Annotated in this window: 25 protein-coding genes; all 25 read left to right on the top strand. The window is 44.1% G+C overall.

Features of this window, described 5'->3' with window-relative positions:
* Positions 1 to 57: 57 nt before the first annotated feature.
* The 25 genes from OCV77_RS11525 (at position 58) to OCV77_RS11405 (ending at position 20641) form a co-directional block, all read left to right on the top strand.
* Positions 58 to 612: a flavin reductase family protein gene (locus OCV77_RS11525; protein WP_262575277.1), complete on the top strand. Its 555-nt coding sequence runs from the start codon at positions 58 to 60 to the stop codon at positions 610 to 612.
* A 15-nt stretch (positions 613 to 627) separates the two neighbouring features.
* A complete protein-coding gene (locus tag OCV77_RS11520) occupies positions 628 to 1395 on the top strand; it encodes a carboxymuconolactone decarboxylase family protein (RefSeq protein ID WP_262575215.1) in 768 nt (255 codons plus the stop codon).
* A 166-nt stretch (positions 1396 to 1561) separates the two neighbouring features.
* Entirely contained in the window at positions 1562 to 3022 is a 1461-nt protein-coding gene (locus OCV77_RS11515; protein ID WP_262575214.1) for an ISLre2 family transposase, read from the top strand.
* Positions 2994 to 3458: a prepilin peptidase gene (locus OCV77_RS11510; RefSeq protein ID WP_262575213.1), complete on the top strand. Its 465-nt coding sequence runs from the start codon at positions 2994 to 2996 to the stop codon at positions 3456 to 3458. The genes OCV77_RS11515 and OCV77_RS11510 overlap by 29 nt, the downstream gene beginning before the upstream one ends.
* Positions 3459 to 3550: 92 nt before the next feature.
* On the top strand, positions 3551 to 3979 hold the full coding sequence (locus tag OCV77_RS11505; RefSeq protein WP_069157762.1) for a helix-turn-helix transcriptional regulator: 429 nt from the start codon (positions 3551 to 3553) through the stop codon (positions 3977 to 3979).
* Complete coding sequence (locus OCV77_RS11500; RefSeq protein WP_147618292.1) at positions 3963 to 4892, top strand: HipA domain-containing protein; 930 nt, start codon at positions 3963 to 3965, stop codon at positions 4890 to 4892. The genes OCV77_RS11505 and OCV77_RS11500 overlap by 17 nt, the downstream gene beginning before the upstream one ends.
* A gap of 185 nt (positions 4893 to 5077) precedes the next feature.
* Entirely contained in the window at positions 5078 to 5923 is an 846-nt protein-coding gene (gene cpaB / locus OCV77_RS11495; RefSeq protein ID WP_148448410.1) for a Flp pilus assembly protein CpaB, read from the top strand.
* 3 nt (positions 5924 to 5926) lie between these two features.
* A complete protein-coding gene (locus OCV77_RS11490) occupies positions 5927 to 6733 on the top strand; it encodes an AAA family ATPase (RefSeq protein WP_148448408.1) in 807 nt (268 codons plus the stop codon).
* On the top strand, positions 6733 to 8088 hold the full coding sequence (locus OCV77_RS11485; RefSeq protein WP_148448452.1) for a type II/IV secretion system ATPase subunit: 1356 nt from the start codon (positions 6733 to 6735) through the stop codon (positions 8086 to 8088). Before OCV77_RS11490 ends, OCV77_RS11485 begins: the two co-directional genes overlap by 1 nt.
* On the top strand, positions 8082 to 9011 hold the full coding sequence (locus tag OCV77_RS11480) for a type II secretion system F family protein (RefSeq protein WP_015517110.1): 930 nt from the start codon (positions 8082 to 8084) through the stop codon (positions 9009 to 9011). The genes OCV77_RS11485 and OCV77_RS11480 overlap by 7 nt, the downstream gene beginning before the upstream one ends.
* Positions 9012 to 9023: 12 nt before the next feature.
* Positions 9024 to 9896, top strand: a complete 873-nt coding sequence (locus tag OCV77_RS11475) for a secretion protein F (RefSeq protein WP_148448406.1) — start codon at positions 9024 to 9026, stop codon at positions 9894 to 9896.
* Between the two features lie 12 nt (positions 9897 to 9908).
* Positions 9909 to 10313 (top strand): DUF4320 family protein, encoded by a 405-nt coding sequence (locus OCV77_RS11470; protein ID WP_015517112.1) that lies wholly within the window; start codon positions 9909 to 9911, stop codon positions 10311 to 10313.
* Complete coding sequence (locus tag OCV77_RS11465; RefSeq protein WP_148448404.1) at positions 10310 to 10858, top strand: TadE/TadG family type IV pilus assembly protein; 549 nt, start codon at positions 10310 to 10312, stop codon at positions 10856 to 10858. Before OCV77_RS11470 ends, OCV77_RS11465 begins: the two co-directional genes overlap by 4 nt.
* A gap of 116 nt (positions 10859 to 10974) precedes the next feature.
* A complete protein-coding gene (locus OCV77_RS11460) occupies positions 10975 to 11517 on the top strand; it encodes a DUF6550 family protein (RefSeq protein ID WP_015517114.1) in 543 nt (180 codons plus the stop codon).
* 100 nt (positions 11518 to 11617) lie between these two features.
* Entirely contained in the window at positions 11618 to 13384 is a 1767-nt protein-coding gene (locus OCV77_RS11455) for a DUF8193 domain-containing protein (protein ID WP_147618299.1), read from the top strand.
* Positions 13385 to 13388: 4 nt separating this feature from the next.
* Positions 13389 to 13853 (top strand): hypothetical protein, encoded by a 465-nt coding sequence (locus OCV77_RS11450; RefSeq protein WP_148448401.1) that lies wholly within the window; start codon positions 13389 to 13391, stop codon positions 13851 to 13853.
* A 69-nt stretch (positions 13854 to 13922) separates the two neighbouring features.
* Positions 13923 to 14261 (top strand): DUF3852 domain-containing protein, encoded by a 339-nt coding sequence (locus OCV77_RS11445; RefSeq protein ID WP_015517117.1) that lies wholly within the window; start codon positions 13923 to 13925, stop codon positions 14259 to 14261.
* Positions 14262 to 14348: 87 nt separating this feature from the next.
* A complete protein-coding gene (locus tag OCV77_RS11440) occupies positions 14349 to 14654 on the top strand; it encodes a nucleotidyltransferase family protein (RefSeq protein ID WP_015517118.1) in 306 nt (101 codons plus the stop codon).
* Positions 14641 to 15036, top strand: coding sequence for a HepT-like ribonuclease domain-containing protein (locus OCV77_RS11435; RefSeq protein WP_069157750.1), 396 nt, complete (start codon positions 14641 to 14643; stop codon positions 15034 to 15036). The genes OCV77_RS11440 and OCV77_RS11435 overlap by 14 nt, the downstream gene beginning before the upstream one ends.
* A gap of 90 nt (positions 15037 to 15126) precedes the next feature.
* Positions 15127 to 15567 (top strand): hypothetical protein, encoded by a 441-nt coding sequence (locus OCV77_RS11430; protein ID WP_147618301.1) that lies wholly within the window; start codon positions 15127 to 15129, stop codon positions 15565 to 15567.
* Positions 15568 to 15595: 28 nt separating this feature from the next.
* Positions 15596 to 16456, top strand: coding sequence for a conjugal transfer protein TrbL family protein (locus tag OCV77_RS11425; protein ID WP_147618302.1), 861 nt, complete (start codon positions 15596 to 15598; stop codon positions 16454 to 16456).
* A 9-nt stretch (positions 16457 to 16465) separates the two neighbouring features.
* On the top strand, positions 16466 to 17998 hold the full coding sequence (locus OCV77_RS11420; protein WP_148448399.1) for a DNA cytosine methyltransferase: 1533 nt from the start codon (positions 16466 to 16468) through the stop codon (positions 17996 to 17998).
* Entirely contained in the window at positions 17979 to 18248 is a 270-nt protein-coding gene (locus OCV77_RS11415; RefSeq protein ID WP_119623201.1) for a hypothetical protein, read from the top strand. The genes OCV77_RS11420 and OCV77_RS11415 overlap by 20 nt, the downstream gene beginning before the upstream one ends.
* A complete protein-coding gene (locus OCV77_RS11410; RefSeq protein ID WP_119623202.1) occupies positions 18241 to 18813 on the top strand; it encodes a hypothetical protein in 573 nt (190 codons plus the stop codon). Before OCV77_RS11415 ends, OCV77_RS11410 begins: the two co-directional genes overlap by 8 nt.
* The gene (locus OCV77_RS11405) at positions 18806 to 20641 is read left to right on the top strand and encodes a VirB4 family type IV secretion system protein (protein ID WP_119623203.1); all 1836 of its coding nucleotides are present in this window, start codon (positions 18806 to 18808) and stop codon (positions 20639 to 20641) included. The genes OCV77_RS11410 and OCV77_RS11405 overlap by 8 nt, the downstream gene beginning before the upstream one ends.
* Positions 20642 to 20651: the final 10 nt, after the last annotated feature.

The following is a 20651-nucleotide window of genomic DNA, read 5'->3' as shown; positions in this document are numbered from 1 at the left end:
ATAAAAAACAGTGCCAACGGTAGACGGGCAAAAATAAGAATAAGGAGAGATAAGACAATGAGAAAGAATTTTGGAGCAAAACCATTTTTTTATCCACAACCGGTTATGATTCTGGGAACATATGATGAAAATGGAAAGGCAAATGCAATGAACGCCGCATGGGGCGGAATTGTAGGTGCAAATGAGATTATTGTAGACTTGTCTGCCCATAAGACAACCGATAATATTATAATAAATAAAGCCTTTACAGTAGGTGTGGCAGATCTTGAACATCTGGTTGCCTGCGATTATGTGGGAATTGTTTCTGCAAATAAAGAACCGAACAAAGTGAAAAAAGCAGGTTTTACAACAACAAAGAGTGAATTTGTAAATGCACCAATTATCAACGAACTTCCACTGACTCTTGAATGTGAGCTTGTAAAAGTCATTGATGGCAGTAAATATCTTGCAGAAATTAAAAATGTAAGTGCAGATGAGAAATATCTCGGTGATGACGGAGAAATTGATCTTAGTAAGTTTACACCGATTACATATGACCCGGTACATCACGGATATTATAGACTTGGAGAACGTGTGGGAAATGCTTTTAAGGATGGAGCACAGTTAAAATAAGGGCAGGTGATTAAAGTGAAAAAAAATGTACAGACAGCAGGAAGAAACGCGCTGAATGAATTTGCACCACAGTTTGCACATTTTAATGATGATGTTTTGTTTGGAGAAAACTGGAATAATCAGGATATTGATGTAAAGACAAGATGTATTATAACAGTCACAGCACTTATCGCTTCAGGAATGATTAATACATCTTTAGTACATCATTTTGAAAATGCAAAAGCTCATGGAGTGACTCAGAAAGAAATTGCAGCCGTGATTACACATATAGCATTTTATGCAGGGTGGCCGAAAGGATGGGCGGCATTCAATCTTGCAAAAGATGTCTGGAGTATAGACGAAGGTGATCTTTCGTATGAAGATGAAGCAATGAGAGCTCATGCTAAAAAGATGATATTCCCGATTGGAGAGCCAAATGATAAATTTGCACAATATTTTACAGGAAAAAGTTTTTTGGCTCCTGTGTCTACGTCACAGGTTGGAATTTTCAATGTGACTTTTGAACCTAGTTGCAGGAATAACTGGCATATTCATCATGCAAAAAGCGGAGGCGGACAGATTCTTATCTGCATTGCAGGACGTGGATATTATCAGGAAGAAGGAAAAGAAGCAGTAGAAATGAAACCTGGAGATTGTGTCAATATTCCGGCAGAAGTAAAACACTGGCATGGAGCAGCACCAGATGAATGGTTTTCACATCTGGCAATTGAAGTACCGGGAGAAAAAACATCATCCGAATGGTGTGAAACAGTAACTGATGAGATATATGAAAAACTGAAATAACTACTTAAGTCCAATGTGAAATTTACTTTTTTATTTAACGGAAGAATATAGATAAGAACGTAGGGTAAAGTTTTTGTAGGAAAAGTTAATAGAAAAAAGAAAGAAAGCACCGGGATCCTGTGTTAGGATTAAAGTTGACAAGACCAAATCCAAGGAGGGTGCTTTCATGATTACTAGTATACAACACTTTTGCGAGAATGGGGTAAAAAATTTAATAGATATTTTTAAAACTTATACAGACGACATGACAAAGATTGCAGAAATGGTATATGGCGTAACAAATGAGGTGACCAGACTTGGCTGCAGCATGATAGCGGAAGAATGGGAATCCTATGATGAACTGCTGCGGGAAAGAAAGGATCTGCGCCGGGGCTGGTACATTGTCAGAAGAGATGAAACTTCCCTGCTGACCAGTCTTGGAGAAGTGGTATATCACAAAACTCTGTTCAAAAATGTTGCTACCGGTGAATCCTGTTACCTTTTGGATCAGTTAATGGGGCTGGAGCATCATGCCAGGATAACCGAAGATGCAGAAGCGAGAATTCTACAGGAAGCATCCGAGAGCAGCTATCGAAAAGGCGGTGCCAGTGCCAGCATAAACGGTGAATCCATAAGCAAAGAAGCTGTAATGAACAAGTTGCACAGGCTGGAGTTCCCTGTCCTGAAGACTGCGGAAAAGAAAGAACTGAGAACACTTTACATAGATGCGGATGAAGACCATGTGGCCCTTCAGTATCTGGAGAAGAAAGGGGATATCAGGAAACCCCGCATAAATACCGTAATGCCCTGGATCATATATGTTTATGAAGGCGTGGAAGGTGATGAGGAAGGACGTCCCCGGCTGATAAATCCGAAGTATTTCGGAGGTGTTTATGATGGACAGGAAGCAGCCAGCAGACTATGGGCAGAAGTATTGGACTATCTGGACGAAGCTTATGATCTGGATGCTGTTGACAGGATTTATATCAACGGGGACGGGGCAGCATGGATACGCACAGGAGAAAAGATCATTCCTAAGTCCAAGTTTGCCCTTGATAAATATCATATGCATAAATACATCATAGCGGCAACCTCCCATCTGGAAGACACAGCAGAGGATGCCAGAAGTGAAATATACAGAGCCATTCATAAAAAGAAAAAATGGATGGCAGAGGGAGTCTTTGACCGGATCATAGGAATCACAGACAAAGAAACAAAGCGAAAGGCAGTGGAACAGGCGAAGGCATACATACTGGGGAACTGGTCGGGAATCATGATTTCGATGAAATCCGGGAACAGCAATGTAAGATGCTCCGCGGAAGGGCATGTGAAGCACGATATCCTGAATACGTTCAGTTCGGGACAATTATCGGGATTTGTTTTGGCGTTCCTTTTTTCTATGAATAAGCAATATGTAAAAGAATCAGAAGGTGATCTTGGATTTATTCTTATAGATGATCCGGTTCAAACAATGGATGATATTAATATTTCGTCAATGATAGAAGTGCTTCGTAATGATTTTAAGGATAGACAGATTATCTTATCAACTCATGAAACAGATAAGGAAAATTACATTTTGTATAAGTTCTTTAAATACAATAGAATTGGACAATCTTTTAATGTTAAAGATCAATTGTATGGTGTATAAGCCTTATAGGCATTGCGAGATAAGGCTTACCCTATTTTTTCTCGTTCTGTCTTTGGCGGCAGTCTCTGATATCCGAAAGCGAATGATTCCGGACTGGATGCCGCTACTTATCGCTGGGGTAAGCCTGCTTCCACCGGAGTCTGTTTATCTGAAAGGCCTTCTTGTGGCGTTACCACTACTTGTTGCAGGGATAACTGTAGGAGGTATCGGAGGAGGAGATATCAAGCTGACAGGAGCCTGCGGATTGGTGTTTGGGTTTGAACGGACCCTTGCAGGACTTCTTATGGCACTGAGTCTTCTGTTACTGTTTCATGTAGTAAGGCAGTGCATAAGGAAAATAAGAAAACTAAATTGTGTAGCAGAGAAGGAACAGGAATATCCGCTTGTTCCTTTCCTGCTTGTCGGGATGGTTATAAGTGTCTTTATGTTTTTGTAAAATGGCATTTCTAAAATCCTGCAAAAACTTTTTACTTTCTATTGATAATATTTCGGTATGCCGATATAATAGATAGAGAGGAGGAAGAGGAAATGGTAGAAAGGTTATTAAAGAAACAGAACATGACAAAATACCGACTTGCAGTAGAAGCAGGTATTCCTCACGCTACACTGAATGATATATGCAGTGGAAAAACCAGACTGGAAAAATGCAGTGCAGAAACGGTATATAAATTAGCAAAGGTATTGGGCGTTTCCATGGAGATGCTGACAGTTGCAGCAATACAGAATGCAGAAAGGGAACGTGCCTACGAGTATGGCCTGCCGGAATATCTGCAGCACGATTTAGATGCCTACAAGGAAGGTCTTAAAACTAAGTCCGATTTATTGGATTGCCTGTGGGGAGAACTGTACGGAAGCATTAACATAGCAGAGATTAATGATGGAGCAATTACACGGGAACATGCAGAATTTTTGCGAAACAAGTATCTTTTCGGAGGAAAACATGACAGGAACGATTGATTTTACAAACTGCAAGAAGATTTTAGGAAGAGCATACAATGGTGCTAACGGAAAGAAGATTGCAGTGGAATATAACGGAAGAGAGTATATGCTTAAGTTTCCACCGTCCGGTGCTGCGAAGCCGACAGAGCTGTCCTATACGAACAGTTGTATCAGCGAGCATATAGCAAGCAGTATTTTTAACATGGTTGGCATCAAGGCACAGGAAACCCTGCTTGGAACCTATGAAGTAAGCGGGAAAGTGAAGGTAGTATGTGCATGCCGGGACTTTACTGAGAAAGGATATCGGTTGTTTGACTTTTGCTCCATAAAAAATACCATTCTGGATTCCGAATCCGGAGGAAGCGGAACAGAACTGGCAGACATTATGGATACCATAGAAAAACAGCAGTATGTGGAACCGTCCCTTTTGATGCAGCACTTCTTTAATGTCTTTGTGGTAGATGCCCTGCTTGGAAATTTTGATAGGCACAATGGAAACTGGGGCTTTTTGTATGATGATTCCACAAAAGAGGCAAGCATTGCTCCGGTTTATGACTGCGGAAGCTGTCTGTTGCCGCAGGCAGACGAGAGGATTATGGAACAGGCACTGGTAAATGAAGATGTGATGAATGCCAGGGTATACCAATTTCCAACATCAGCAATTAAGTTAGACGGAAGAAAAATCAATTACTATGATTTTCTTATGTCGGCAGAGGAGCCGGAATGCAATGCCGCAATACAAAGAATGGTTCCGAAAATTAACTTGGAGCAGATAAAAGGGTTTATTGAGGAAGTACCCTTTATTACCGAGTTGCAGAAAACCTTTTATAAGAGGTATATAACTGCAAGGTTCGAACAGATTTTAAAGCCTGCATATGACATGGTAATGTCAGAAAAGCAGGAGTTGTCCGAACCGAATATGACAATGTAATAGATGAACTTAGAGGACACCGTAAAAAATGCGGTGTCTTTTTTGTGAAGAATTGGAGGTAATCATGAAAAAAATGTTAGTAGTAGCCGGTGTGCTGGCAGTTATCACTGGTGTAGTGGCTGCAGTATGTAAGAACCGCAAGAAATATACAAAGGTAAGAACAAATTATTAGGAGGAATCGCAAAATGAAATTATTTAAGAATCGAACCGTGCTGGGGATTTTCTGTATTGCAGTGTCCCTGATTATCTGCTTTGCCATTACACCCCTTGTCAATGCAGGCTTATCCAAGAAGGTTACCATTGTCCGTTTCAATAGGCAGGTAAATGAGGGCGAAGAGATTACAAGAAGTATGTTGGACGAGGTAGAGGTAGGAAATCATAACCTGCCGGAAAACGTGATAAGAAATATTGCAGATGTGGAGGGAAAATATCTGACTGCAACTGTGTATGCAGGAGATTATATTCTTACGGATAAGATTTCCGATGAACCTGCCGCAGAGAACAAATATCTTTACAGCTTAAATGGGGAAAAGCAGGCCATGTCAATTACCATCAATACCTTTGCGGAAGGCTTGTCCGGCAAGTTAAAGAGTGGGGATATCGTATCCGTCATTGCACCGGATTACCTTGGCAGTGGAGAAACCATAATCCCTGTGGAACTCAAATACGTGGAGGTTATCGCGGTGACTGCCAAGTCCGGCTATGATGCCAACACCGGGGAAAAGTTGTCAGAGGAAGACGAAAAGGAACTGCCGTCTACCGTAACCATTCTGGTAAGACAGGAGCAGAGTAAACTCCTTGCCAGACTGGAAGCCGAGGGAGAAATCCATTTATCCTTAGTGTTCCGTGGAGATGCAGACAAAGCTTCGGAATTTATCAAGGCACAGGATCAGGTACTGGATGAAATCAAAGCAGCAGAAGAGGAAGCATTACAGGAAGAGGGTGCGACTGAAGAAGACGGTCAGCCTGTTATGAATGCAGACGGTCAGGAAACCACAGAGGAAGAAACAACTACAGATGGGGAGGAATAGAACGTGAACTTTAAACAGAACTCTCTGTTTACGAGAAATACAGGATTTGATGAGGAACAGGCAGATGTGCAGGGTGGAGTGCTTGCTGTATGGGGGAGTCCATCCTCCGGCAAGACAACGGTTTCCGTAAAGCTGGCAGATTATCTTGCCAGAAAAAAGAAAAATGTGCTGTTAATTTTTGCGGACATGACCACACCGCCCCTGCCCTGCATCTGTGCAGCCGGGGACTTGGAAGGAGAAAAGTCTCTGGGGAGCATCCTTGCTGCCACTCATGTAACAGAAAACCTGATTAAGAAAAACTGTATGTTCTACAGAAAGAATGATTACTTAAGTATGGTGGGGATGTTAAAAGGGGAGAATGTGTTCACTTATCCGCCTTATGACCAGACACAGGCAGCGGAGTTGATTGAGCAGGCAAGAGAGGTGGTTCCTTTTGTCATTATTGACTGCGGAAGCACCATTGCTTCGGATGTGTTGTCGGCGGTGGCACTGATGGAAGCGGATACGGTCTTAAGACTGGTAAACTGTGATTTAAAATCCATCAGTTATCTGTCCTCACAGTTGCCACTGCTTCGTGACAACAAATGGGATGCGGACAAGCAGCTTAAGGTGGCATCCAATGTAAAACAGCAGGAGGCCAGCAGTCACGTGGAACAGGTGCTTGGCTCCGTTTCCTTTCAGATTCCCCACAGCAGGGAAGTAGAAACACAGTATCTGGAGGGAGATATGTTGGCAGAACTTGGACTGAAGGAGAGCCGGGCATTTAGAAAAGAGATAGAGAAAATCAGCAAGGAGGTGTTCGGTGTATGATGGGAAATAACCAGAACTTATTTTTTTCCCCGGAGGAAAAAGGCAGGGCATTCTCCGATGTGTTAAAGGAAGTGCAGGAGTATATCTCCAGCAAGTATTCCACCCTCATGGTGGAAGGCGGGAACGATGAGGTAAAACAGCAGGTCAAGAGATACATCTCAAAGTACATAGCAGATTACCGCATCACTGTCAAAGGCAAAACAAGGGAAGAGCTAATCGATGACCTTTATACGGAAATGGCAGAGTTTTCTTTTTTAACCAAGTACATCTTCGGAACAGGCATTGAGGAAATCGACATCAACTCATGGAAGGATATTGAGGTGCAGTACAGTGATGGCAGATGTGAGAAAATGGAGGAACACTTTGAATCACCGGAGCATGCCATCAACGTGATTCGAAGAATGCTCCATGTGTCCGGCATGGTGCTTGACAATGCATCCCCGGCAGTCCTTGGGCATTTAAGTAAAAATATCCGTATTGCGGTGTTAAAGACTCCTCTTGTGGATGAGGATGTGGGTATTGCAGCTTCCATCCGAATCGTAAATCCACAGAGCCTCAAAAAGAGTGACTTTGTGGATGGAGGAACTGCTACCGATGAAATGTTAGATTTTCTGGCAGAATGTCTGCGTTATGGAATCAGTATCTGTGTGGCAGGTGCCACCAGCTCCGGCAAAACAACTCTGGCAGGGTGGCTCCTTACTACCATTCCCGATAACAAGCGTATCTTTACCATTGAGAACGGAAGCAGGGAGCTGGCTCTTGTTAGGGAGAAGGATGGAAAGGTAACCAACAGTGTCATCCATACCCTGACCAGATTCAGCGAAAATGAAAAGCAGAACATCGATCAGGATATGCTCCTTGATATGGCCCTGCGTTTCAACCCGGAGATTATCTGTGTGGGAGAGATGAGAAGCTCGGAAGCATACACCGCACAGGAGTCTGCAAGAACCGGGCATACAGTGCTTACCACCATTCACAGTAACAGTTGTGAATCTACCTACAGCCGAATGAGAACCCTGTGTAAGAGAAAATACGATATGGATGATGAGGTGCTGATGGATTTGGTAACGGAGGCATTCCCCATCGTGGTATTTACCAAGCAGCTTGAGAACAAGAAAAGAAGGCTCATGGAAATCATGGAGTGTGAAATCACACCCGATGGAAAGAGACATTTTAATTCCCTGTTCCGTTATGAGATTACGGAAAACCGGGTGGAAGGAGATAAATTCATCATCAATGGAACCCATAAAAAGGTGTGCGGTATTTCAGAGAGCCTGAAAAAAAGGTTCCTTGAAAACGGAATGCCTAGGGAAGTGCTAAATAAAATTACGGGAGGAGGTGCAAGCGTATGCTGACAATGCAGGTAATGGCCTGTATGGGTATCATCATAGGCTTATTTTTATTGCTGGGCATTAATCTTACGGATTTTACCGGTAATATTTTTAAGAGGCTGTTGGACGGACCCAAAGGTATCCGAGAGGAGATTTTAGAGCAGACGCAGAGAAAGAAAAAGTCCTTCTTACGAAGAGAAGTGGAAGAGATACAGAGTATCCTAAAGGCTACCGACAGGGAAAATACCTTCCCGTTTTTATGTACGGTATCATTGGTTTTGTTTGCTGTTGGTGCCGCTGGGGCAGCCATGCTTGGGAATTTCTTTCTGGTACCCGTCGCAGCGGTAGGGTTTATGTTCCTTCCCTTCTGGTACATTAAGCTGACTGCGTCCCATTTCAAAAAGGATGTGTCGGCAGAACTGGAAACAGCACTGTCCATCATTACCACCGCATATCTAAGAAGTGAGGATATCCTGACTTCTGTGGAAGAGAATCTGGAATATTTAAATCCGCCGGTAAAGAACATCTTTCAGGATTTTGTGTCAAGAATCCGTCTGATTAATCCTGACTTGGAGGCGGCCTTGGATGAACTGCGTGCAAGGATAGCGGATGATGTGTTTAAGGAATGGGTGGATGCCTTAAAAGCCTGCCTGTATGACAGATCGCTAAAAACAACACTGACACCGATTGTGGCCAAACTGTCCGACATGCGTATTGTGAATGCAGAACTGGAATATATGGTTATGGAGCCGAGGAAAGAGTTTATCACAATGGTAGTGCTGGTTGTAGGTAACATTCCACTTTTATATTTCTTAAATAAGGATTGGTACCATACGTTGATGCACACGGTAGTGGGGCAGATAATGCTCAGCATTGCAGGCATTATTATTTTTGTATCCACAGCCCATGTAATCAGACTGACAAAACCGATAGAATACAGGTCGTAGAAAGGAGACAGTATGAATCTGATATTATTTTGTGTGTTTTTGACCTTTTCTATAGGTCTCTTTCTGCTGCTTGCAGGACTATTACGTCTGCCGACCTTAAAGACCAGCAGGGTAATGATGGATACAGGTAAGGAAGGAAAACAGTTATCCAAGACCTTGGATGCCTTTTATATGGATGGAGCCGTGAAGATTGCGAAGTACATCCGTATGAATGATTACAAGAAAAACCGGATGGCAAATGTGCTTCGAGCCTCCGGGCTTGGCATGACACCGGAAGTCTATACTGCATACGCATATTTAAAAGCCGGAAGTGTCTTTTTGCTCATTATTCCGGCACTGCATGTGTTTCCGCTGGCTGCTTTATTTGTAATTCTCTTGGGAATCATGATTTATTACAAGGAAATCCAGAAGGCAGATGAAATGCTGAAAGAAAAAAGGGAGCAGATAGAGGAAGAGTTATACCGCTTTGTATCTACTATCACGCAGGAACTGAAAAACAGCAGGGATGTGCTTTCCATGCTGGAGCATTACAAGGAAAATGCCGGGGCAGCCTTCAGAAAAGAACTGGATATTGTGTGTGCGGATATGCGCTCCAGCAGTTATGAGGCAGCTTTAACCCGTTTTGAGGCAAGGCTCAATTCCCCACAGTTATCGGATGTGGTCAGAGGTCTCATCGGTGTGTTAAGAGGAGATGACGGAGCCGTGTACTTCCAGATGTTAACCCATGATTTTAAGCAGACGGAGCTTCAGAGACTGAAAGCGAAGGCAGCCAAGATACCACCCAAAATAAGAGTGTATTCTTTTGCCATGCTGATGTGTTTTCTGGCAACCTACTTCGCCATCATCATCTATGAAATCATCAGGTCTATGGGAACCTTGTTCTAGCAGGAGGTATAAATGAGACAGATAAGAAAAATATTGCGTGATAAGAGGGGAGAGGGGTACATTGATGTGGCAGTCATGGTGCTGTGTGTCATGTTAGTGATTGCACTTGGCGTAAGGTTATTCCCCATCTTTATCACCAAAATGCAGGTAGACAATTTTGCAGATGAACTGGCAAGAGAGGCTGAGATCAGCGGAAGGGTAGGAAGCGAGACTTCGAACAGGCAGAGAGTCTTGGAGGAAAGAACAGGAATCCACCCGACTGTGCAGTGGTCAAGAACCGGGAATCTGCAATTAAATGAAGAGGTAACGGTTACCGTTACCATACAAAAGGACTTAGGGTTGTTTGGAAACTTTGGTTCGTTTCCGATAACCATCCGGGCAAGAGCCTCCGGAAAGAGTGAGGTGTACTGGAAATGAGGAAGTTAAGAAAAAAGACTGCCGCCCTATTAAAAGACCGGAAAGGAAATATGATGCCGCTTGTGGTGGCCGTAACCATCTGCATGCTGATTATTATCCTTGGAGTTGCAGAATACATGCGCCTTGTGATTACCGCTGCAGGTATCAAGGATGCAATGGAGTCTGCCGTCATATCCACAGTTAATGACAATTATAACGAGGTTTACCATAGTGTCAGGGAAGGATATGCCGCAGGCTATGAGCCGGATGGGGAATCGTTTTCTCCCTCGGTGGATTATGGGGATATTTACAGCAGAATGTGTTTTTTACTCGGACTGGAAGAGGACGGGGCGGGATATGTTCGAATCAATAACGGAGGAGAGATGGAGTACTGTTTGAGCAATCTTTGTGTGTATATACACAATAATGCTCTCGGTGCAGGAGGCGGCCCCTATTATGCAGATGCCTCCATCAGACTGGAGGTGCCGGTAAGATTTGCCGGAAAGATCATCACCAATATGTCAATAAATCTAAAGGTTCGGGCAGCCTATACAGAGAAATTTTAGTAAGATGTTACAGATATCGTGCAACCTATTACATTTTGATAGACTTCTGCAAAGTTGTATGGTAGGTTGGGGATTGACAAAAAGAAATTTAAAAACTACATACAGGAGGGATTGCTATGAAAGATAGTACAAAGAAAAGACTTATCATCGCAGGACTCGTAGCAGTGAGCGTATTATTGATTTTCGGAATCAGCAGGGTGCTTTACAAGGAACCGGTGCAGGAGTTACCTAAAGAGAGTAAACCTACAGAAGAGGTTGAGCTTATGGTGGATACGGAAGAAACCGGGCAGGTGCAGAAAGAAACGGAAAGCACAGAGGAAACAAAGGAGTTAATCATCGAAACAGAAACAGAGAATGGCGTGGAGAGCGGAAAGCAGGAAATCCAGCAAACGCCTGAAAAAACGGAAGATGAAAAGCCGGAGGAGCCGCCTGCCTTAACAGAGGATGCGGATACTACAAAGCCGGATACACCACCAGAGTATGAGGAGCCGGAAGGGACGAAACCGCTTGTGGATGATACTCCGAAAACCGGAGATACCAAAGATGGTATGATTTACATTGAAGGATTTGGATGGGTTGTAGATAACGGTGGCGGTGGAAGCGGTACCGTGGCAGACGATATGTATGAGAATGGAAATAAGGTAGGTATCATGGATTAGGGATACCAAGAAAGAGGCACAGCAAAAAACGCTGTGCTTTTTTCATGCAGAAATTTTTTTGCAACAGCAGGTGATTTTCTGCATTTAGAAGGGAGGCAACATGAAAAGATTTAAGTTATTAGTCTTGACCTTTTTGTTAATCCTATCTACACTCTCACCCATGACAGTGCATGCCGAAGGCAATGGAAACATTAACAATGGCGGTGGAGGATTAGGAGAAGGTACGGACACAAACTTCTGGAATACCGGAGATGAAGGAGTCAGAGTCACAGTGGTTAGTGCCAGTGACGGAAGTGCAGTAAGTGCGTCCATAGACCTGACAAACAAACAACCGAACGATATTAGAGTACAGTTTGGAAAGGTCTGTAAAAGTCAGTACCGGAGTGGAACAGTATTAACACCGGATACAGGAAGTTACAGTTATATCAATCCTACCCAGTCTCTGCCCAAAATTATTACCACATCCTCCGGCAGTGCAAGTCTAGCCGCTATCAAAAGTTATTTTACAGATGAGCAGGTCATACGAAGTATCGCAGGATATGTGGGGATGAACTATGATACGTTGATAGGTGGGGACTATAAGTTGTTATTGGAACCTATTGCGTATGTGACGTTTGAAGGAGTACGAACTGCATTCACCGCTACAGAAGCAGCAATGTATAACCAGGTCAGAGGTGGTATGTTAAGAAAGAAGCTGACGTCTCTGACGCATAAAAATCTGCCCCTCGCCATGTTTTTGGAAACCTCAGACCTGGGATATCCGGCTTGGGGTGGCGGTAAGAACCAGAAGGTCTCAGATGATGAGATTATCGGTTCATTAGGACTTGGTATTGTAAGGTTTAATGAGGTGGTAACACCGGAAGTGATTGCGGCAGATTATGAGTACCGGGTAGACACGGATGTGGTAACAACCGTCACCATAAGTGGAGGGCAGAGCGATCCCGACCATCCGGTAAGTGTAACGTTTAGTATCCTTGGAAGGAACTACACGGTAAACAATGTGTATTATCCGGAGGACGGACAGCAGCTTGTGTGGGTGAAATGGCATACACCGTCTACGGAACAGTATATCACCATAAACGTGAGTGTCAGCGGAGGAGGCAGTGCAAGTAAGGGAACGATTACTGCCAACATCGTAGACCTTGATAGGAATCCACCGCCCAATCCGGTAGCGGATGACAGAAATGATTCCTACAATGCAGGCAATGCCATTATTCCTGCAAATCCGCAGAAGACAAGTGCGTCATGGAGTGTATGGAGGCCTTGGTGGAAAGAAAAATGGGTATGGCATAGTGATTGGAAATGGAAAACAGGTTCCCATACGGAAGAGTGTAAGGAAGACTGTGAAAGCAGTCATGGATATTGGGAAGATGAGGGAGAGTACGTGGACGAAGGCTGGTGGGAGTTTAGCTTGGACAGATATTCGGCATCCCTATCAGCAACAATGGATCTTACTACGGATGCCAAATCCCCTACTGCAACAGCTACCACTATCAAGAGTGGCTATGGTGTGAACATCAGTGTAAATGCCAGTGTATCCACAGGCCAGTCCTCGGCAACCACACCACCGCAGACAGCAGTCAGTTATTTCCCGGAGTTTTATTATAAGACCTATTGGAGATTGCTAGACAGAACAAGAAGCGGGTACCATGCAGGGTTTGAGTTTCGGAATAACCATTATTCCACCTATAACCGAAGAACACATTTCACTCCTGTGTGGATGCCGAATGGTACCTATACGGTCTACACATACTTACTGGACTGCTGGACACCGGATGGAATGCTCAGTGTGAATCTGACAGACTCCGTACAGATATCGGGAGATTTATGGGATGACTGGCACATAGCACCACAAAGGGCAAGGTAACGGTATGGCGTATGAAAGAATCGACGGACCAAAAGGACTGCTCTATCACTACACAAAAAGGGAGAACGTAGAGCCTATTTTACAGGATGGGAGGATAAGAAAATTTAAGGATAGAGAATGCTGGTTCTGCACTTCCTTGGAGGATGCCTTAAGACTAATGGAGTTAACGGTCATGGAAGAAGGAAAACTTTACTATGATGCAAACGGACTTCCAAGGAGATATCCAAAGTTTGTACCGGAAGAATATGTGGTGTTGGAGTTATCCCCAAGATACCAGAATGGGGATTGGGTGATATGGAATCAGGAGTTCCCTGGCGGAGCGCCGGAGGAAATTCGGAAACTTGGAGAAGAATTCAGCCATCTGAAGATAGGATTCAGAGGAGATTTAAGGTTCTATGAGAACCCCAATATCTATGAGGTAGCAGAGCTTTTTCAGGAGCAGACGCAGACACCTCAGATAACAATGTAACTAAAAACAAGTGGAAAAGGACTGCTTACGGGCAGTATTTTTCTGTACCGAAAGGAGAAAGGAAGAGAAATGAAGAAAAAGAAATGGTTAGTGATGGTAATGCTGGTACTTGTGTGTTCCCTTATGTTTGGCACTACGGTATGTGCAGCCGGAACAGGAGATGTGGCAGGAGCTATTGAGGGGACATGGAAGGATGCCTCCGCGCAGATTAAGACGGTGGTAAACAAGGTTGTATTCCCTGCGATTGATTTGATCCTTGCAGTATTCTTTTTTGCAAAGCTGGGAACCGCATATTTTGATTACCGAAAGCACGGACAGTTTGAATGGGCAGCTCCGGCAATTCTGTTTGCCTGTCTGGTCTTTACCCTGACCGCACCTGCCTATATCTGGACAATTCTTGGAATGTAGGAAAGGGAAAACTGCCCAAAAAAGAGGGCTATCCATAGACATTTATCAAGAAGACGGGTATAATTATAGTGAGAGGAGGAATGCAGAATGGAAGTAAAAACATATACGATTGATGAAATAAAAAATATCGTAACACCTATTGCGGAGAAATATCAGATTGCACAGGTATATCTGTTCGGTTCCTTTGCCAGAGGAGATTTTGATGAACAGAGTGACATAGACATCCGTATTGAAAAAGGGAACCTGAAAGGAATGTTTGCCTTATGCGGTTTTTATACGGAAGTGTCGGATGCATTAGGACGAAAAGTAGATGTACTGACTACAGGAAGTCTGTCAGATGAATTTCTTGAGAGTATAAAGAAGGATGAGGTGATGCTATATGCAGGGCAGTAGAAATATAGATATCTTAATGCATATCAGAGATTATTGCGCAGAAATCAATTATACAATGGATACGTTTGGAAGGGATTATGATATCTTCGTTTCCAACTCTATTTACCAGAATGCGGTAGCGCTTTGTGTATTGCAGATAGGAGAACTGACAACACATTTTACGGATGAATTTAAGAGTGCATATAACAAAGTACCTTGGAATCAGATAAAAGCATTAAGAAATGTGGTGGCTCATAACTATGGTAAAATTGATAAGGAAACGCTATGGGAAACCTTGTTAAATGATATCCCGGACTTAAACGATTACTGCTGTCAGATTATTACAGAGCATCAGGCTTTGGAGCAGGAATGCAATGAAAGCCAGACAATGAACCTTTCCTGATGCTATAAAACAAAATAAAATACATTATTAAAAACTATCCGCTTTATCAGGCAGGATAGTTTTTTTATGTCCAAAATGAGGTAAGCGGAAATGAATTTTTTTGAATCGGAACTGAAAAAGATTATGGGAGACAGTGCCATTTTAAAAGACCAGAAATATGTAGGTCGTATGTGCTATGGAACCATTGGCGGAGATTTAAGAGCCAGAGTGGAGTTTGTAACCCTTGGAGTCAGTGACCATTATGCAGGCATAAAGGCATCTGTTATCAACAGAAAAGAAGGAGTGGTAGATAGTATTCTTCTTCAATTTTCGGATATCTGGGGAAAACAGAAGGTAAGCAATCCTAATTTTAAGGAGGGAGTCAATCCCCATATCTGGACAGATAGTGGAAAAAGCGATTGGTATGTGTTCCGTCCGGGTGCGGCAGAGTACCAGAAGGTTGCAGACACTTTAGAAAATTATATGTCTGTATTTCAGGATATGGTAATGGCGCAGGCAGAACAGGACTGTACCATACAGATGGGTACATAGGGAGCAATAAACAGGAAGGAGGCAAGCTATGTTTATATTTGATTTTGTGGCCGAGACTATCCTGGACCAGATACTTGACTGGATATATGGGAAAATCATAGGGTTTCTAAATGATTTCTTTGTGATGATGAATAACATGGGAGTGGAACTGTTTGAGTTGCCTTGGGTAAACGCAGTTACCACTTTTTTTAGTTACCTTGGCTGGGCACTGTTTGGTGTCGGACTTGTGGTAGGAGCCTTTGAGTGTGCCATTGAGTATCAGGGAGGCAGGGGAAGCATAAAAGACACTGCCATGAATTATATCAAAGGTTTTATGGCGGTAAGTCTGTTCACGGTAGTACCGGTCAACCTGTACTCGCTGTGTGTATCCCTGCAAGGAACGTTCGGTTCGGCGATTACGGGCATTACCAATGCAGAAAGCATTGGTCTGACAGCACAGCAGGTGTTAATGTCTGCATCTTTTCCGGGAATCGGAAATCCCATTCTGATGACTTTTTGTGCAGTCATGATGGGTTATGCAGTAATCAAAGTGTTCTTTGCCAACTTAAAAAGAGGTGGAATCCTCTTAATCCAGATAGCGGTTGGAAGCCTTTATATGTTCTCTGTTCCCAGAGGATACATAGATGGATTTATCCAGTGGTGCAAGCAGGTCATTGGCATCTGTATCACTGCGTTTTTGCAGTCCACTATCTTAACCGCAGGACTTATGGTATTTAAAGACCATCCATTGTTAGGTTTAGGACTCATGTTATCCAGCACAGAGGTGCCTCGTATTGCAGGACAGTTCGGATTGGATACCAGCACCAAGACCAACATCATGAGCAGTGTGTATGCAGCCCAGACCGCCATCAATATGACCAGAACGGTCGTGAAGGCAGTGGCAGCATAAGGTGGTGCTATGACAGAGTTGAAATTAGGAAGTCTGTTTGATGGGATAGGCGGATTTCCGCTGGCAGCTACCATGAATGATATCCGTCCCGTGTGGGCAAGCGAGATAGAACCCTTTCCGATGGCGGTGACAGCATACCGCTTTCCGCAGATGAAGCATATGGGGGATATTACGAAACTGCATGGGGCAAATCTGCCGGTGGTAGATGTGATAGCAGGAGGCTCCCCCTGTCAGGATTTATCCGTGGCGGGCAAGAGAGAGGGGCTTGCAGGGGAGAGGTCCGGCTTATTCATGGAACAGGTACGGATTGTAAAAGAAATGAGAAAACAGGACAGAAGGAGGATGAGAAACCATAGAAGACGGACAGATGAGTTTATTCGACCTCGGTATATGCTCTGGGAAAACGTGCCGGGAGCCTTCTCCAGTGGAGAAACACACGGAGCCGACTTCCACACAGTCCTCGAAGAGGTCTGCCGCATCAAAGAGGCAGACGTATCTATACCTGGACCGCCGGGAGGGGCATGGACTCCTGCCGGGCTTATTATGGGAGAAGGATTCTCTGTTGCTTGGAGAGTATTGGACGCTCAATTTTGGGGTGTCCCCCAGAGAAGAAATCGCATCTTCCTTGTCGCAGATTTTGGAGGACACAGTGCCGGTGAAATACTATTTGAGTCCGACAGCGTGTGGAGGAATTATCAGAAGAAGCGAGAAGAGAGGAAAGGTGTTGCCTGCTATTTTAAAACAGGCACTGCTGATGCAGGCAGGGCAAGTCCCAGAAAAGACTATGTAATCTGCCTGTTAGATCAGGGCGGAGAGCGGATGGATGTGCATGAAAATAAGAGCGGAACCCTGCTTGCACACGGACGTTCCAATCCGCCCATTATCATGGCAACCAGTCAGGGGAATGTGGAAATCGGAATCGGGTACTGTCCGACCATTACCGCAGCGGCAGGCATGGCAGGAAATAACCAGCCGATACTGTTTGACAATCACGGACCAGACACCCGGTATACCGGTCCTGTGGAGGTTGCCCAGACCATTACATCAGCACTAGGTACAGGAGGAAACAATACACCCCTTGCCGTTAATAAAGAACCATTCTGCATTGCCGGAAACATTATAAACCGGAAGGAAAAGAATGGTGGAAACGGATGTGGGTACCAGCAGGGCATCAGTTATACCCTGACCACAGAAGACAGGCATTGTGTGTTTGCTCCGGAAAATGAGCGAAAACCATACCAAGAGGTCATAGGAAGTCTGTGTGCCGGGGATGAGAAGATGATCAGTAACCAATATGTGGACCAAGGCAAATGCATTGTAGATATGAGCAGTCTGGTACGAAGACTTATACCATTGGAGTGCGAAAGGCTGATGGGATTTCCGGATTACTGGACGGACATACCAAGGGCAAGTGACAGTGCAAGATACAGAGCGCTGGGGAACAGTGTGGCGGTGCCATGCGTAGATTTTATTCTATGCGGCATCGCCATGTACTTATCAAAAATGGGAGAGGAGGAAGAGGATGTATATCTATCCCGATAACTTGAAGGCAAAGGCAACCATGTGGCTGTGGGGATTAAAGGACTTAGCCATTGTCGGAATCATTATTTTATTCTCTGTGTTTGCGTTCGCCTATGCAGGGGTGTGGTTCCCGTTAGTCATCGCAGGAGCCTATGCCTTTCTGACCATACAGGTGGAGGATACGACCATTATGGATTTTATCCGGTATGCCTGTGCTTATTTTTTCATGGATCAGCAGCAATATGAATGGAGGTACACACCGGATGAGTAAAAAGAACATGGAATCCACCAGAGAACTGATGGGAACCAGAGAAGTGACGGATTACAGTATCCGAACATACAGGAATGAGGAGCTGGTTTACTTTTTAATCCAGCCCAGCAACATTTCCGTGCTGTCGGAGGAGAGTCTGTCAGCCAGAATTTATGGACTGATGACGGTGCTTAAGGGCATCACGGAAATCGAAATGATGTGCTTAAATTCCAGAGAGAATTTTGAGGACAACAAAAGATATCTGAAGAAGCGGATGGAGGAAGAAACCAATCCTGTGGTAAGAAAACTGCTGGAAAAGGATGCAAATTACTTAGACCGCATGCAGGTACAGATGGCAACAGCAAGGGAGTTTCTGCTGATCATCAGGCTTCGTGAAAAGAAGGAAAATGAAATTTTTTCCTACTTAAACCGCATTGAAAAGATGCTGGCAGAGCAGGGATTTACATCCAAGAGGGCAGAGGAAGAGGATATCAAAAGAATCCTTGCAGTGTATTTTGAGCAGAATGTGACAACCGAAAAATTCGAGGAATTTGACGGAGAAAGGTGGATTATTTTAAATGAATAAAAACAGAAAGAAAAACAGGGAAACAGAATCCACAGCAGAGGCAAAGCTGAAAGGGTTTCTGGATATGATTGCCCCGTCAGTCATCCAGTTTTATACGGATCACTATATCTGTGGAAATACCTACCGGAGTGTCTGGGCACTCCGTGAATACCCGACAGCCACGGATGAACAGGCGATTTTAAGACACCTTGGGGAAAAGGATGGTGTTACCTTAAGAATCTACACCAGACAGGTGACACCGGCAGAGGAGAAAAAGATCATCAGCAATGCGGCCAACAAGAACCGCATGAAACAGGGGAACACAGAGAACTTACAGGAAACGGTTACCGCAGCAAGCAACTTACAGGATGTGACGGCCATCATTTCCACCATGCACAGGAATCGGGAGCCGCTTTTACACACCGCTGTGTTTCTTGAACTGTCTGCACCGGATATGGAAAAGCTGAAACTGCTGCAGACGGAGGTGTTGACAGAATTAATCCGCTCCAAGTTAAATGTGGACAAGCTCCTGCTGCGCCAGAAGCAGGGCTTTCTGTGTGTCCACCCGGCAGGAAGAAATGTGTTCCGTGAGCAGTTTGAACGGGCACTCCCTGCCTCCAGTGTAGCAAATCTGTTCCCTTTTAACTATTCCGGCAAGACAGATAAGAATGGCTTTTATATCGGCAGGGATAAGTTTGGAAGCAATGTCATTGTGGACTTTAACCAGAGAGCCGATGACAAGACCAATGCCAATATCCTGATCCTTGGAAACTCCGGACAGGGAAAGTCCTATCTGTTAAAGCTGATACTGACCATTTTAAGGGAATCCGGTATGAAGGTCATCTGCCTTGATCCGGAGCATGAATACATCGACCTTACCAATAATCTGGGCGGATGCTTTGTGGATCTGATGAGCGGAGAATATATCATCAACGTGCTGGAGCCAAAGACTTGGGATGAGAACGGAAGCCCGGAGGACACGGATGCACCATATACGTTCCGCTGTTCCTCCAGATTAAGCCAGCACATCTCTTTCTTAAAGGACTTTTTTGGTACCTACAAGAATTTCACGGACAGCCAGATTGATACCATTGAAATCATGTTAGGAAAGCTGTATGAGAAGTGGAATATCCGGGATGATACGGACTTTAGTAAGCTGACACCGGAAGATTACCCCATCCTTTCAGATCTTTATGATCTGATGGAAGAGGAATACAGGCACTACGATGCCAAAAAGAAAGAACTGTATACCGCAGAATTATTGCAGGAAATCTGTTTAGGACTTCACTCCATGTGTAAAGGAGCGGAGTCCAAATTTTTTAACGGACATACCAACATCACGGACAGCAGCTTCCTGACATTCGGTGTCAAAGGACTGCTGCAGGCAAGCAGAAATGTGAAGGATGCCATGTTGTTTAACATTCTTTCCTACATGTCCAATGAACTGCTTACCAATGGACATACTGCCGCCAGCATCGATGAGTTTTATCTGTTCTTGACCAACCTGACAGCGGTGGAATATATCCGCAACTTCATGAAACGTGTCCGTAAAAAGGAAAGTGCAGTCATTCTCGCCAGCCAGAATCTGGAGGACTTTAATATTGACGGTATCAGAGAATATACAAAACCGCTGTTTTCCATTCCGACACATGCCTTTTTATTCAATGCCGGAAATATCGATGCCAGATTTTACATCGATACTTTGCAGCTTGAGAAGAGTGAGTACAACCTGATCCGTTATCCCCAGAGAGGTGTGTGTCTCTATAAGTGCGGCAACGAAAGGTATAACCTGATGGTTCATGCACCGGAATATAAGGAGAAGCTGTTTGGTAATGCAGGAGGCCGCTAAGCGGGAATGC

This window comes from Suilimivivens aceti (assembly GCF_025567405.1).
Taxonomy (GTDB): domain Bacteria; phylum Bacillota; class Clostridia; order Lachnospirales; family Lachnospiraceae; genus Suilimivivens; species Suilimivivens aceti.
Note: the sequence above shows the minus strand (reverse complement) of the source record. Positions and strands in the feature narration are given on the sequence as shown.

Bases quoted from the DNA above. Each gene is read 5' to 3' on its own strand.
- OCV77_RS11525 (WP_262575277.1), top strand. From the start codon at position 58: ATGAGAAAGAATTTTGGAGCAAAACCATTTTTTTATCCACAACCGGTT.
- OCV77_RS11515 (WP_262575214.1), top strand. From the start codon at position 1,562: ATGATTACTAGTATACAACACTTTTGCGAGAATGGGGTAAAAAATTTA.
- OCV77_RS11510 (WP_262575213.1), top strand. From the start codon at position 2,994: ATGTTAAAGATCAATTGTATGGTGTATAAGCCTTATAGGCATTGCGAG.
- OCV77_RS11505 (WP_069157762.1), top strand. From the start codon at position 3,551: ATGGTAGAAAGGTTATTAAAGAAACAGAACATGACAAAATACCGACTT.
- OCV77_RS11500 (WP_147618292.1), top strand. From the start codon at position 3,963: ATGACAGGAACGATTGATTTTACAAACTGCAAGAAGATTTTAGGAAGA.
- cpaB (WP_148448410.1), top strand. From the start codon at position 5,078: ATGAAATTATTTAAGAATCGAACCGTGCTGGGGATTTTCTGTATTGCA.
- OCV77_RS11485 (WP_148448452.1), top strand. From the start codon at position 6,733: ATGGGAAATAACCAGAACTTATTTTTTTCCCCGGAGGAAAAAGGCAGG.
- OCV77_RS11480 (WP_015517110.1), top strand. From the start codon at position 8,082: ATGCTGACAATGCAGGTAATGGCCTGTATGGGTATCATCATAGGCTTA.
- OCV77_RS11475 (WP_148448406.1), top strand. From the start codon at position 9,024: ATGAATCTGATATTATTTTGTGTGTTTTTGACCTTTTCTATAGGTCTC.
- OCV77_RS11470 (WP_015517112.1), top strand. From the start codon at position 9,909: ATGAGACAGATAAGAAAAATATTGCGTGATAAGAGGGGAGAGGGGTAC.
- OCV77_RS11465 (WP_148448404.1), top strand. From the start codon at position 10,310: ATGAGGAAGTTAAGAAAAAAGACTGCCGCCCTATTAAAAGACCGGAAA.
- OCV77_RS11460 (WP_015517114.1), top strand. From the start codon at position 10,975: ATGAAAGATAGTACAAAGAAAAGACTTATCATCGCAGGACTCGTAGCA.
- OCV77_RS11455 (WP_147618299.1), top strand. From the start codon at position 11,618: ATGAAAAGATTTAAGTTATTAGTCTTGACCTTTTTGTTAATCCTATCT.
- OCV77_RS11450 (WP_148448401.1), top strand. From the start codon at position 13,389: ATGGCGTATGAAAGAATCGACGGACCAAAAGGACTGCTCTATCACTAC.
- OCV77_RS11445 (WP_015517117.1), top strand. From the start codon at position 13,923: ATGAAGAAAAAGAAATGGTTAGTGATGGTAATGCTGGTACTTGTGTGT.
- OCV77_RS11440 (WP_015517118.1), top strand. From the start codon at position 14,349: ATGGAAGTAAAAACATATACGATTGATGAAATAAAAAATATCGTAACA.
- OCV77_RS11435 (WP_069157750.1), top strand. From the start codon at position 14,641: ATGCAGGGCAGTAGAAATATAGATATCTTAATGCATATCAGAGATTAT.
- OCV77_RS11430 (WP_147618301.1), top strand. From the start codon at position 15,127: ATGAATTTTTTTGAATCGGAACTGAAAAAGATTATGGGAGACAGTGCC.
- OCV77_RS11425 (WP_147618302.1), top strand. From the start codon at position 15,596: ATGTTTATATTTGATTTTGTGGCCGAGACTATCCTGGACCAGATACTT.
- OCV77_RS11420 (WP_148448399.1), top strand. From the start codon at position 16,466: ATGACAGAGTTGAAATTAGGAAGTCTGTTTGATGGGATAGGCGGATTT.
- OCV77_RS11415 (WP_119623201.1), top strand. From the start codon at position 17,979: ATGTATATCTATCCCGATAACTTGAAGGCAAAGGCAACCATGTGGCTG.
- OCV77_RS11410 (WP_119623202.1), top strand. From the start codon at position 18,241: ATGAGTAAAAAGAACATGGAATCCACCAGAGAACTGATGGGAACCAGA.
- OCV77_RS11405 (WP_119623203.1), top strand. From the start codon at position 18,806: ATGAATAAAAACAGAAAGAAAAACAGGGAAACAGAATCCACAGCAGAG.